Source organism: Pseudomonas sp. CG7 (assembly GCF_023701885.1).
Classification (GTDB): domain Bacteria; phylum Pseudomonadota; class Gammaproteobacteria; order Pseudomonadales; family Pseudomonadaceae; genus Aquipseudomonas; species Aquipseudomonas zanjanensis.
This window is the reverse complement of the sequence record NZ_JABAEE010000014.1, coordinates 83,032-95,962: the sequence shown is the minus strand read 5'-3', so window position 1 is coordinate 95,962 and position 12,931 is coordinate 83,032. Positions and strand designations below refer to the sequence as shown.

The window sequence follows — 12,931 nt, the reverse complement described above, 5'->3', positions numbered from 1 at the left end:
GGCGCGATCCTGGTTTGCTCGGCCGCTGATGGTCCGATGCCGCAAACCCGTGAGCACATCCTGCTGTCCCGTCAGGTAGGCGTTCCGTACATCGTTGTCTTCCTGAACAAGGCTGACATGGTTGACGACGCTGAGCTGCTGGAACTGGTTGAGATGGAAGTGCGCGACCTGCTGAGCACTTACGACTTCCCAGGTGATGACACTCCAATCATCATCGGTTCGGCTCTGATGGCTCTGAATGGCCAAGACGACAACGAAATGGGCACCACTGCTGTCAAGAAGCTGGTGGAAACTCTGGATAGCTACATCCCAGAGCCAGAGCGTGCTATCGACAAGCCGTTCCTGATGCCAATCGAAGACGTGTTCTCGATCTCCGGTCGCGGTACTGTTGTGACTGGTCGTGTTGAGCGTGGCATTGTTCGTATCCAGGAAGAAGTTGAGATTGTCGGTCTGCGCGACACTCAGAAAACGACCTGTACTGGCGTTGAAATGTTCCGCAAGCTGCTCGACGAAGGTCGTGCCGGTGAGAACTGTGGTGTACTGCTGCGCGGCACCAAGCGTGACGACGTTGAGCGTGGCCAGGTTCTGGTCAAGCCAGGCACCGTCAAGCCGCACACCAAGTTCACTGCAGAAGTCTACGTTCTGAGCAAGGAAGAAGGCGGCCGGCATACTCCGTTCTTCAAGGGCTACCGTCCACAGTTCTACTTCCGTACAACTGACGTGACTGGTAACTGCGAGCTGCCAGAAGGCGTTGAAATGGTAATGCCAGGTGACAACATTCAGATGACTGTTACCCTGATCAAGACCATCGCGATGGAAGACGGTCTGCGTTTCGCTATCCGTGAAGGCGGTCGTACCGTCGGCGCTGGCGTCGTAGCCAAAGTCATCGAGTAAACAGTTGTAATGTCTTTTTCGGGCCGGCATAATGGTCGGCCTGATTTTGTTTTAGGTCAGTAGCTCAATTGGCAGAGCGACGGTCTCCAAAACCGTAGGTTGGGGGTTCGATTCCCTCCTGACCTGCCAGATTCACTTGGTGTGTCTGGCTTTCTTTTCACAGGATCTTCATAGATGACTCCTAAAGCTGAAGCTCAAGGCTCTCGCTTCGATCTGCTCAAGTGGCTAGTGGTAGTCGCTTTGGTGGTTATTGGCGTTGTTGGCAATCAGTATTATTCTGCTTCGCCGATCCTGTACCGCGTACTAGCATTGCTCGCCATTGCTGCTGTAGCTGCCTTTGTAGGCCTGCAGACAGCCAAGGGCAAGTCTTTCTTTGTACTCGCTAAGGAAGCTCGCACCGAGATTCGTAAAGTCGTATGGCCGACTCGCCAAGAAACCACGCAGACCACGTTGATTGTTGTGGCTGTTGTTCTGGTAATGGCGTTGCTGTTGTGGGGGCTTGATTCCCTGCTCGGCTGGCTTGTTTCCTTGATTGTTGGCTAAGGGTGTCCCGTGGCTAAGCGTTGGTACGTTGTGCATGCTTACTCGGGTTACGAGAAGCATGTCATGCGCTCGCTGGTAGAGCGCGTAAAGCTGGCTGGCATGGAAGATGGCTTCGGCGAGATTCTGGTCCCCACTGAAGAAGTGGTTGAAATGCGCAATGGCCAGAAGCGCAAAAGTGAACGTAAGTTCTTTCCGGGCTACGTGCTGGTACAGATGGACATGAACGAAGGGACTTGGCACTTGGTCAAGGATACCCCTCGGGTGATGGGCTTCATTGGCGGTACCGCCGACAAGCCTGCGCCGATCACGGATAAAGAGGCAGAAGCGATTCTGCGTCGTGTCGCTGATGGTAGCGACAAGCCGAAGCCGAAAACGCTGTTTGAGCCGGGTGAGGTTGTACGTGTCACCGACGGTCCATTCGCTGATTTCAATGGCACGGTTGAAGAAGTTAACTACGAAAAGAGCCGGATCCAAGTGGCAGTGCTCATTTTCGGTCGCTCTACTCCGGTAGAGCTAGAGTTCAGCCAGGTCGAAAAGGTCTGATTGAACAGGCATCCCAACCCCGCAGCCCTAGGCTGTGGGGTTTTGTCGTCACTGGGATAAACGCGCAAGTAACCGGGGAGCCTTTCGAGGCGTTCGAACCCGTAATTGGAGTGCCTCATGGCCAAGAAAATTACCGCTTACATCAAGCTGCAAGTGAAGGCCGCTCAGGCTAACCCAAGCCCACCTGTTGGTCCTGCCCTGGGTCAGCACGGCGTGAACATCATGGAGTTCTGCAAGGCTTTCAACGCCCGTACTCAGGGTCTTGAGCCAGGTCTGCCGACTCCAGTGATCATCACTGTCTACAGCGACCGTAGCTTCACTTTCGAAACAAAAAGCACCCCGGCTTCGGTTCTGCTGAAGAAGGCTGCAGGTTTGACCAGCGGTTCCGCTCGTCCAAACACCGTTAAGGTTGGCACCGTTACCCGTGCTCAGCTGGAAGAAATCGCGAAAACCAAAAACGCGGATCTGACTGCAGCTGATATGGATGCAGCCGTGCGTACTATCGCCGGTTCTGCTCGTAGCATGGGCCTTAACGTGGAGGGTGTGTAATGGCTAAGCTGACCAAGCGTCAAAAGGCTATCGCCGGCAAAATCGAAGCAGGCAAGGCCTACAACTTTGTAGACGCCGCCGCTCTGCTGGCTGAGCTGTCGACTGTCAAGTTCAGCGAGTCGTTCGACGTTGCTGTGAACCTGGGTGTTGACCCACGTAAATCCGACCAGGTCGTTCGTAGCGCAACCGTGCTGCCACACGGCACTGGCAAGACCGTTCGTGTTGCCGTGTTCACCCAGGGCCCAGCAGCTGAAGCTGCTCTGGCCGCTGGCGCTGATCGCGTAGGCATGGACGACCTGGCTGCTGAAATGAAGGGCGGCGACCTGAACTATGACGTAGTGATCGCATCTCCGGATGCCATGCGTGTTGTAGGTCAGTTGGGTCAGATCCTCGGTCCACGTGGTCTGATGCCTAACCCTAAAGTCGGCACCGTAACGCCAGACGTAGCCACCGCGGTTAAAAACGCCAAGGCTGGTCAGGTTCGTTATCGCACCGACAAAAACGGCATCATCCACACTTCCGTTGGCAAGATCGGCTTCGACGCCGTCAAGCTGAAGGAAAACGTTGAAGCCCTGATCGCTGATCTGAAGCGTATCAAGCCAGCTTCTTCGAAAGGTATCTACGTCAAGCGCGTTACCCTGAGCACCACTATGGGCCCAGGTCTGGTCATCGATCAGAGCTCGCTCGACGCGTAAGACTCAGGTTGGCACGAGCAATCGCGCCAACCACAAAATTGGGGTCCCTGCCTGGCGGGGGCTGTCCAAGACCGTAGGCGACGCAAGTCTTAAACCACAAGCCTACGCAGATGGTGCTCCCGGTTCCTTACCGAATCAGACACCAAAACGACATTCGGTTTCGATCGAATGAAACGGTAACAAGCAGGAGTTAAACCCGTGGCAATTAATCTCGAAGACAAGAAGGCCATCGTCGCTGAAGTCAACGAGGCTGCCAAAGTCGCTCTGTCCGCTGTCGTGGCTGATGCCCGTGGCGTAACAGTAGGCGCAATGACCGGACTCCGTAAAGAGGCCCGTGAAGCTGGCGTTTACGTACGTGTCGTACGTAACACCCTGCTCAAGCGCGCTGTTGCTGACACTGAATACAGTGTTCTCAACGACGTGTTCACCGGCCCGACCCTGATCGCGTTCTCCAAAGATCATCCAGGCGCTGCTGCCCGTTTGTTCAAGGAATTCGCCAAGGGTCAGGACAAGTTCGAGATCAAGGCAGCTGCGTTCGAGGGCAAGTTCCTCGCAGCTAATCAGATCGATGTACTGGCAACACTGCCGACCCGCGACGAAGCCATTTCGCAGCTGATGAGCGTGATTCAAGGCGCCACCAGCAAGCTGGCTCGTACCCTGGCTGCAGTTCGCGAGCAAAAAGAAGCTGCCGCAGCCTAAGGCTGAGCACTTTCTCTCGCGCTTTTTTGTTTATTTCGATGGCCGCGTAGGCCGTCCCCCAATTCAGGAAATACAGTAATGTCTATCTCCCAAGACGATATCCTCAACGCCGTAGCTGAAATGGCGGTTCTGCAGGTTGTTGAGCTGATCAAAGCTTTCGAAGAAAAATTCGGCGTTTCCGCTGCCGCTGCTTCCGCTGGTCCAGCTGCTGCTGCCGCCGTTGTTGAAGAGCAAACCGAATTCAACGTCATGCTGACCGAAGCTGGCGAGAAGAAAGTAAACGTGATCAAGGCAGTACGTGAACTGACCGGTCTGGGCCTGAAAGAAGCCAAGGCTGTAGTTGACGGCGCTCCTGCCATGGTTCTGGAAGCTGTATCGAAAGACGCAGCTGACAAAGCCAAGGCCACTCTGGAAGAAGCAGGCGCTAAAGTCGAGCTGAAGTAAGCATCGACTTTGCGTCTCCAGCCCGAGCGTTAAGCGACAGGCTGATGGCTGGTGGCTCTTGCCACCGGCCTTTTTCCGTTATTGGCAGCCGACTGGGTCGGTGCTGATCGCGAGCTGTAACCACCCGATGTGGTGGCGCAAACCATGGGGTTTGCACGATTTTCTGGCTGCTCCCGTCGGGAGGGGCCAAACAAGCAGGTGACCAAGCTGGGGAACGCTGATGGCTTACTCATATACTGAGAAAAAACGTATCCGCAAGGACTTTAGCAAGTTGCCGGACGTCATGGATGTGCCGTACCTCCTGGCCATCCAGCTGGATTCGTATCGTGAATTCTTGCAAGCGGGAGCGACTAAAGATCAGTTCCGCGACGTGGGCCTGCATGCGGCCTTCAAATCCGTTTTCCCGATCATCAGCTACTCCGGCAATGCTGCGCTGGAGTACGTCGGTTATCGCCTGGGCGAACCGGCATTTGATGTCAAAGAATGCGTATTGCGCGGTGTGACTTACGCCGTACCTTTGCGGGTAAAAGTGCGCCTGATCATTTTCGACAAAGAATCGTCGAACAAAGCGATCAAGGACATCAAAGAGCAAGAAGTCTACATGGGTGAAATCCCCCTGATGACTGAAAACGGTACCTTCGTAATCAACGGTACCGAGCGTGTAATCGTTTCCCAGCTGCACCGTTCTCCGGGCGTGTTCTTCGACCACGACCGTGGCAAGACGCACAGCTCCGGCAAACTGCTTTACTCCGCGCGCATCATTCCTTACCGCGGTTCGTGGTTGGACTTCGAATTCGACCCGAAAGACTGCGTGTTCGTGCGTATCGACCGTCGTCGCAAGCTGCCTGCATCGGTACTGCTGCGTGCGCTCGGCTATACCACTGAAGAAGTGCTGGACGCGTTCTACACCACCAACGTTTTCCACGTGCAAGGTGAAAACCTCAGCCTGGAACTGGTGCCTCAGCGCCTGCGCGGTGAAATCGCTGTCCTCGATATCCAGGATGACAAAGGCAAGGTTATTGTCGAGCAGGGTCGTCGTATCACCGCTCGCCACATCAACCAGCTGGAAAAAGCCGGGATCAAAGAGCTGCAAGTGCCTCTGGACTACGTCCTGGGTCGCACCACGGCCAAGGTCATCGTGCATCCGGCCACCGGCGAAATCCTGGCAGAGTGCAACACCGAGCTGAACACCGAGATCCTGGCGAAAATCGCCAAGGCCCAGGTCGTTCGCATCGAGACGCTGTATACCAACGACATCGACTGTGGTCCGTTCATTTCCGACACGCTGAAGATCGACTCCACCGGCAACCAGCTGGAAGCCCTGGTCGAGATCTATCGCATGATGCGTCCTGGCGAGCCGCCAACCAAGGATGCCGCCGAGACCCTGTTCAACAACCTGTTCTTCAGCCCTGAGCGCTATGACCTGTCTGCGGTCGGCCGGATGAAGTTCAACCGTCGTATCGGTCGTACCGAGATCGAAGGTTCGGGTGTACTGAACAAGGACGACATCGTCGCGGTCCTCAAGACCCTGGTCGACATCCGTAACGGCAAAGGCATCGTCGATGATATCGACCACCTGGGTAACCGTCGTGTTCGCTGCGTAGGCGAGATGGCCGAGAACCAGTTCCGTGTTGGCCTGGTGCGCGTAGAGCGTGCGGTCAAGGAACGCCTGTCGATGGCTGAAAGCGAAGGCCTGATGCCGCAAGACCTGATCAACGCCAAGCCTGTGGCTGCGGCGGTGAAGGAGTTCTTCGGTTCGAGCCAGCTGTCCCAGTTCATGGACCAGAACAACCCGCTGTCCGAGATCACCCACAAGCGTCGTGTCTCCGCACTCGGCCCAGGCGGTCTGACTCGTGAGCGTGCAGGCTTCGAAGTTCGTGACGTACACCCGACGCACTACGGTCGTGTATGCCCGATCGCAACGCCGGAAGGTCCGAACATCGGTCTGATCAACTCCCTGGCTGCCTATGCGCGCACCAACCAGTACGGCTTCCTCGAAAGCCCGTACCGCGTGGTGAAAGATGCCCTGGTCACCGACGAGATCGTGTTCCTGTCCGCCATCGAAGAAGCTGATCACGTGATCGCCCAGGCTTCGGCCACGATGAACGACAAGAAAGTTCTGATCGACGAGCTGGTAGCGGTTCGTCACTTGAACGAGTTCACCGTCAAGGCGCCGGAAGACGTCACCTTGATGGACGTGTCGCCGAAGCAGGTAGTGTCGGTTGCAGCGTCGCTGATCCCGTTCCTCGAGCACGACGACGCCAACCGTGCGTTGATGGGTTCGAACATGCAGCGTCAAGCTGTACCCACCCTGCGTGCCGACAAGCCGCTGGTCGGTACCGGCATGGAGCGTAACGTAGCCCGTGACTCCGGCGTTTGCGTCGTGGCTCGTCGAGGCGGCGTGATCGACTCCGTCGACGCCAGCCGTATCGTGGTTCGTGTTGCCGATGACGAAGTTGAAACTGGCGAAGCCGGTGTCGACATCTACAACCTGACCAAATACACCCGCTCCAACCAGAACACCTGCATCAACCAGCGTCCGCTGGTGAGCAAGGGTGATCGGGTTCAGCGCAGCGACATCATGGCCGACGGTCCGTCCACCGATATGGGTGAACTGGCGTTGGGCCAGAACATGCGCATCGCGTTCATGGCATGGAACGGCTTCAACTTCGAAGACTCCATCTGCCTGTCCGAGCGTGTGGTTCAGGAAGATCGCTTCACCACGATCCACATCCAGGAACTGACCTGTGTGGCCCGTGACACCAAGCTTGGCCCAGAGGAAATCACTGCGGACATCCCGAACGTGGGTGAAGCTGCACTGAACAAGCTGGACGAAGCCGGTATCGTTTATGTAGGTGCCGAAGTAGGCGCAGGCGACATCCTGGTGGGCAAGGTCACTCCGAAAGGCGAGACCCAGCTGACTCCGGAAGAAAAACTGCTGCGTGCCATCTTCGGTGAAAAAGCCAGCGACGTTAAAGACACCTCCCTGCGCGTGCCTACCGGCACCAAGGGTACCGTCATCGACGTACAGGTCTTCACCCGCGACGGCGTTGAGCGTGATGCTCGTGCACTGTCCATCGAGAAGACTCAGCTCGACGAGATCCGCAAGGACCTGAACGAAGAGTTCCGTATTGTCGAAGGCGCGACTTTCGAACGTCTGCGCTCCGCCCTGGTAGGCCACAAGGCTGAAGGCGGCGCCGGCCTGAAGAAAGGTCAGGAAATCACCGACGAAGTCCTCGACGGTCTTGAGCATGGCCAGTGGTTCAAACTGCGCATGGCTGAAGATGCTCTGAACGAGCAGCTCGAGAAGGCCCAGGCCTACATCGTTGATCGCCGCCGTCTGCTGGACGACAAGTTCGAAGACAAGAAGCGCAAACTGCAGCAGGGCGATGACCTGGCTCCAGGCGTGCTGAAAATCGTCAAGGTTTACCTGGCAATCCGTCGCCGCATCCAGCCGGGCGACAAGATGGCCGGTCGTCACGGTAACAAGGGTGTGGTCTCCGTGATCATGCCGGTTGAAGACATGCCGCACGATGCCAATGGCACCCCGGTCGATGTGGTCCTCAACCCGTTGGGCGTACCTTCGCGTATGAACGTTGGTCAGATCCTTGAAACCCACCTGGGCCTCGCGGCCAAGGGCTTGGGCGAGAAGATCAACCGTATGATCGAAGAGCAGCGCAAGGTCGCTGACCTGCGTAAGTTCCTGCACGAGATCTACAACGAGATCGGCGGTCGCAACGAAGAGCTGGACACCTTCTCCGACCAGGAAATCCTGGATCTGGCGAAGAACCTGCGCGGCGGCGTTCCAATGGCTACTCCGGTGTTCGACGGTGCCAAGGAAAGCGAAATCAAGGCCATGCTGAAGCTGGCAGACCTGCCGGAAAGCGGCCAGATGCAGTTGTTCGACGGCCGTACCGGCAACAAGTTCGAGCGCCCGGTTACCGTTGGCTACATGTACATGCTGAAGCTGAACCACTTGGTAGACGACAAGATGCACGCTCGTTCTACCGGTTCTTACAGCCTGGTTACCCAGCAGCCGCTGGGTGGTAAGGCGCAGTTCGGTGGTCAGCGTTTCGGGGAGATGGAGGTCTGGGCACTGGAAGCGTACGGTGCTGCATACACTCTGCAAGAAATGCTCACAGTGAAGTCGGACGATGTGAACGGCCGGACCAAGATGTACAAAAACATCGTGGACGGCGATCACCGTATGGAGCCGGGCATGCCCGAGTCTTTCAACGTGTTGATCAAGGAAATTCGTTCCCTCGGCATCGATATCGATCTGGAAACCGAATAACACGTGACGCGAATCGAGAGCGGGGCTGTTTTGCCCGCTCTCTGCTCCGCCAGGAGGAAAGGCCTTGAAAGACCTACTGAATTTGCTGAAAAACCAGGGTCAAGTCGAAGAGTTCGACGCCATCCGTATTGGATTGGCCTCGCCTGAGATGATCCGTTCGTGGTCGTTCGGTGAAGTTAAAAAGCCGGAAACCATCAACTACCGTACGTTCAAACCTGAGCGTGACGGCCTGTTCTGCGCCAAGATCTTTGGCCCGGTCAAGGATTACGAGTGCCTGTGCGGTAAGTACAAGCGCTTGAAGCACCGCGGTGTGATCTGCGAGAAGTGCGGCGTTGAAGTCGCGCTGGCAAAAGTTCGTCGTGAGCGCATGGCGCACATCGAACTGGCCTCGCCGGTTGCCCACATCTGGTTCCTGAAATCGCTGCCGTCCCGTATCGGCTTGCTGATGGACATGACCCTGCGTGATATCGAACGTGTTCTCTACTTCGAGAGCTATGTCGTTATCGATCCAGGCATGACCACTCTTGAAAAAGGTCAGCTGCTCAACGACGAGCAGTACTTCGAAGCGCTGGAAGAGTTCGGTGACGATTTCGATGCCCGCATGGGTGCCGAAGCTGTCCGCGAACTGCTGCACGCTATCGACCTGGAGCACGAGATTGGCCGTCTGCGCGAAGAAATTCCGCAAACCAACTCCGAAACCAAGATCAAGAAGCTGTCCAAGCGTCTGAAGTTGATGGAAGCCTTCCAGGGTTCCGGCAACCTGCCAGAGTGGATGGTGCTGACCGTTCTGCCGGTTCTGCCGCCAGACCTGCGTCCGCTGGTTCCGCTCGATGGCGGTCGTTTCGCGACTTCCGACCTCAACGATCTGTATCGTCGAGTGATCAACCGTAACAACCGCTTGAAGCGCCTGCTCGATCTGTCCGCTCCGGACATCATCGTGCGCAACGAAAAGCGTATGTTGCAGGAAGCGGTCGACGCACTGCTCGACAACGGTCGTCGTGGCCGCGCTATTACCGGTTCCAACAAGCGTCCTCTGAAATCCCTGGCTGACATGATCAAGGGTAAGCAGGGTCGTTTCCGTCAGAACTTGCTCGGTAAGCGTGTTGACTACTCCGGTCGTTCGGTAATTACCGTAGGCCCGACCCTGCGTCTGCACCAGTGCGGTCTGCCTAAGAAAATGGCCTTGGAGCTGTTCAAGCCGTTCATTTTCGGCAAGCTGGAAATGCGTGGTCTGGCGACCACCATCAAAGCGGCCAAGAAAATGGTCGAGCGCGAGCTGCCAGAGGTCTGGGACGTTCTCCCTGAAGTGATTCGCGAACACCCAGTGCTGCTCAACCGTGCACCGACCCTTCACCGTCTGGGCATCCAGGCGTTTGAACCGGTACTGATCGAAGGTAAGGCTATCCAGCTGCACCCGCTGGTCTGTGCTGCGTACAACGCCGACTTCGACGGCGACCAGATGGCCGTGCACGTACCGCTGACGCTGGAAGCCCAGCTCGAAGCGCGCGCGTTGATGATGTCGACCAACAACATCCTGTCGCCAGCCAACGGTGAGCCAATCATCGTTCCGTCGCAGGACGTTGTATTGGGTCTGTACTACATGACGCGTGAAGCGATCAACGCCAAGGGCGAAGGTCGTGTGTTCGCGGATCTGCAGGAAGTTGACCGTGTGTTCCGTGCCGGCGAAGCCGCACTGCATGCCAAGGTCAAGGTGCGGATCAACGAAACCGTGAACGAGCGTGACGGCGGCAGCGTGACCAACACTCGTATCGTCGACACTACCGTCGGCCGTGCGCTGTTGTTCCAGGTTGTGCCAAAAGGCTTGTCCTTCGACGTCGTCAACCTGCCGATGAAGAAAAAGGCGATCTCCAAGCTGATCAACCAGTGCTACCGCGTGGTGGGTCTGAAAGAGACCGTGATCTTCGCTGACCAGTTGATGTACACCGGTTTTGCCTATTCGACCATTTCCGGCGTTTCCATCGGCGTTAACGACTTCGTTATCCCGGATGAAAAAGCCCGCATCATCGGTGCTGCCACCGAAGAAGTGAAAGAGATCGAAAGTCAGTACGCCTCCGGCCTGGTAACCCAGGGCGAGAAGTACAACAAGGTGATCGACCTCTGGTCCAAGGCGAACGACGAAGTTTCCAAGGCGATGATGGCCAACCTCTCGAAAGAGAAAGTCATCGACCGTCACGGCAACGAAGTCGACCAGGAATCCTTCAACTCGATGTACATGATGGCCGACTCGGGCGCACGGGGTTCTGCTGCGCAGATCCGTCAGCTCGCCGGTATGCGTGGCCTGATGGCCAAGCCGGACGGTTCCATCATCGAGACCCCGATTACCGCGAACTTCCGTGAAGGCTTGAGCGTACTCCAGTACTTCATCTCCACTCACGGTGCTCGTAAGGGTCTTGCGGATACCGCGTTGAAAACGGCGAACTCCGGTTACCTGACTCGTCGTCTGGTAGACGTTGCCCAGGATCTGGTCGTGACCGAGATCGATTGCGGCACCGAACATGGCCTGGTCATGACGCCGCACATTGAAGGCGGTGACGTAGTAGAGCCATTGGGTGAGCGCGTATTGGGTCGTGTCATCGCCCGTGACGTATTCAAGCCGGGTACCGAGGACGTCATCGTTCCTGCTGGCACCCTGGTTGACGAGAAGTGGGTCGAGTTCATCGAACTCAACAGCATCGACGAAGTGATCGTACGTTCGCCGATCAGCTGCGAAACCCGCTACGGCATCTGCGCCAAGTGCTACGGTCGCGACCTGGCTCGTGGTCACCAGGTGAACATCGGTGAAGCGGTCGGCGTTATCGCTGCCCAGTCCATCGGTGAGCCGGGTACCCAGCTGACGATGCGTACGTTCCACATCGGTGGTGCGGCAAGCCGGACCTCCGCGGCCGACAGCGTCCAGGTGAAGAATGGCGGTACCGTCCGTCTGCACAACCTCAAGCACGTAGAGCGTGTCGACGGTCACCTGGTGGCTGTGTCCCGTTCCGGTGAGCTGGCCATCGCTGATGACTTCGGTCGTGAGCGTGAGCGTTACAAGCTGCCGTACGGTGCTGTGATTTCGGTGAAGGAAGGCGACAAGGTCGACGCTGGTGCCATCGTGGCCAAGTGGGATCCGCACACTCACCCGATCGTCACCGAGATGAAAGGTACCGTGACCTACGTGGGCATGGAAGAAGGCATCACGATCAAGCGTCAGACCGACGAATTGACCGGTATGACCAACATTGAAGTACTTGATGCAAAAGATCGTCCAGCTGCCGGCAAGGACATCCGTCCTGCTGTGAAGATGGTCGATGACAACGGCAAGGACCTGTTGCTGCCAGGCACTGACGTAATCGCTCAGTACTTCCTGCCAGCCAACGCCCTGGTCGGTGTTGCGGACGGTGCGCGGATCGCGATCGGTGACGTAATCGCTCGTATCCCGCAGGAAACTTCGAAAACCCGCGACATCACCGGTGGTCTGCCGCGTGTTGCCGACTTGTTCGAAGCTCGTCGTCCGAAAGAAGCCTCGATTCTGGCTGAAGTCAGCGGCACCATCGCGTTCGGTAAAGAGACCAAGGGCAAGCGCCGTCTGGTCATTACTCCGAACGACGGTAGCGATCCGTACGAAGAGCTGATTCCGAAGTGGCGTCACCTGAACGTCTTCGAAGGCGAACAGGTAAATCGCGGCGAAGTTATCTCGGACGGCCCGAGCGATCCACACGACATCCTGCGTCTGCTGGGTGTGAGTGCGCTGGCCAAGTACATCGTGAACGAGATCCAGGACGTTTACCGTCTGCAAGGCGTGAAGATCAACGACAAGCACATCGAGACCATCCTGCGTCAGATGCTGCGTAAGGTCGAGATCGCTGAATCCGGCGACTCGAGTTTCATCAAGGGCGACCAGATGGAACTGACTCACGTACTGGTGGAAAACGAGCGCCTGGCGACCGAAGACAAGTTCGTCTCCAAGTTCACTCGCGTGCTGCTGGGTATCACCAAGGCGTCGTTGTCCACCGAATCGTTCATCTCGGCGGCTTCCTTCCAGGAAACCACCCGCGTACTGACCGAAGCGGCGGTAACCGGCAAGCGCGACTACCTGCGCGGCCTGAAAGAAAACGTGGTCGTGGGTCGTCTGATCCCGGCCGGTACCGGCTTGGCCTATCACAGCGAGCGCAAGCGTCGCCGTGATGCTGACAAACCGTTGCGCGTAAGCGCCAGTGAAGTGGAAGCTGCACTGACCGAAGCGCTGAACTCGAGTGGTAACTGAGTTCTG

General features: G+C 56.9%; 9 protein-coding genes and 1 tRNA gene. All 10 read left to right on the top strand.

Annotation, left to right across the window (positions count from 1 at the left end):
- A partial coding sequence (gene tuf, locus HGO40_RS08600; RefSeq protein WP_250962646.1) for an elongation factor Tu occupies positions 1-894 on the top strand: 894 nt, incomplete at its 5' end.
- A 53-nt stretch (positions 895-947) separates the two neighbouring features.
- Positions 948-1,023 (top strand) — tRNA-Trp (locus HGO40_RS08595).
- 45 nt (positions 1,024-1,068) lie between these two features.
- Complete coding sequence (secE, locus tag HGO40_RS08590; RefSeq protein ID WP_003206102.1) at positions 1,069-1,437, top strand: preprotein translocase subunit SecE; 369 nt, start codon at positions 1,069-1,071, stop codon at positions 1,435-1,437.
- A gap of 9 nt (positions 1,438-1,446) precedes the next feature.
- Positions 1,447-1,980 carry a transcription termination/antitermination protein NusG gene (gene nusG / locus HGO40_RS08585; protein WP_003186097.1) on the top strand — a complete coding sequence of 178 codons (534 nt, stop codon included), beginning with the start codon at positions 1,447-1,449 and terminating at the stop codon, positions 1,978-1,980.
- Positions 1,981-2,097: 117 nt separating this feature from the next.
- Positions 2,098-2,529 (top strand): 50S ribosomal protein L11, encoded by a 432-nt coding sequence (gene rplK / locus HGO40_RS08580; protein ID WP_003176435.1) that lies wholly within the window; start codon positions 2,098-2,100, stop codon positions 2,527-2,529.
- Positions 2,529-3,224 (top strand): 50S ribosomal protein L1, encoded by a 696-nt coding sequence (rplA, locus tag HGO40_RS08575; protein ID WP_003186095.1) that lies wholly within the window; start codon positions 2,529-2,531, stop codon positions 3,222-3,224. The genes rplK and rplA overlap by 1 nt, the downstream gene beginning before the upstream one ends.
- Positions 3,225-3,422: 198 nt before the next feature.
- A complete protein-coding gene (rplJ, locus tag HGO40_RS08570) occupies positions 3,423-3,923 on the top strand; it encodes a 50S ribosomal protein L10 (protein WP_047230484.1) in 501 nt (166 codons plus the stop codon).
- Positions 3,924-4,001: 78 nt separating this feature from the next.
- The gene (gene rplL / locus HGO40_RS08565; RefSeq protein WP_250962645.1) at positions 4,002-4,367 is read left to right on the top strand and encodes a 50S ribosomal protein L7/L12; all 366 of its coding nucleotides are present in this window, start codon (positions 4,002-4,004) and stop codon (positions 4,365-4,367) included.
- A gap of 220 nt (positions 4,368-4,587) precedes the next feature.
- Positions 4,588-8,661, top strand: coding sequence for a DNA-directed RNA polymerase subunit beta (gene rpoB, locus HGO40_RS08560; RefSeq protein ID WP_250962644.1), 4,074 nt, complete (start codon positions 4,588-4,590; stop codon positions 8,659-8,661).
- Between the two features lie 64 nt (positions 8,662-8,725).
- A complete protein-coding gene (gene rpoC, locus HGO40_RS08555; RefSeq protein ID WP_250962643.1) occupies positions 8,726-12,925 on the top strand; it encodes a DNA-directed RNA polymerase subunit beta' in 4,200 nt (1,399 codons plus the stop codon).
- Positions 12,926-12,931 lie beyond the last annotated feature (6 nt).

Excerpts from the sequence above, each read along its gene's own strand:
- secE (WP_003206102.1), top strand. The coding sequence starts at position 1,069 with ATGACTCCTAAAGCTGAAGCTCAAGGCTCTCGCTTCGATCTGCTCAAG.
- rplK (WP_003176435.1), top strand. The coding sequence starts at position 2,098 with ATGGCCAAGAAAATTACCGCTTACATCAAGCTGCAAGTGAAGGCCGCT.
- rplA (WP_003186095.1), top strand. The coding sequence starts at position 2,529 with ATGGCTAAGCTGACCAAGCGTCAAAAGGCTATCGCCGGCAAAATCGAA.
- rplL (WP_250962645.1), top strand. The coding sequence starts at position 4,002 with ATGTCTATCTCCCAAGACGATATCCTCAACGCCGTAGCTGAAATGGCG.
- rpoB (WP_250962644.1), top strand. The coding sequence starts at position 4,588 with ATGGCTTACTCATATACTGAGAAAAAACGTATCCGCAAGGACTTTAGC.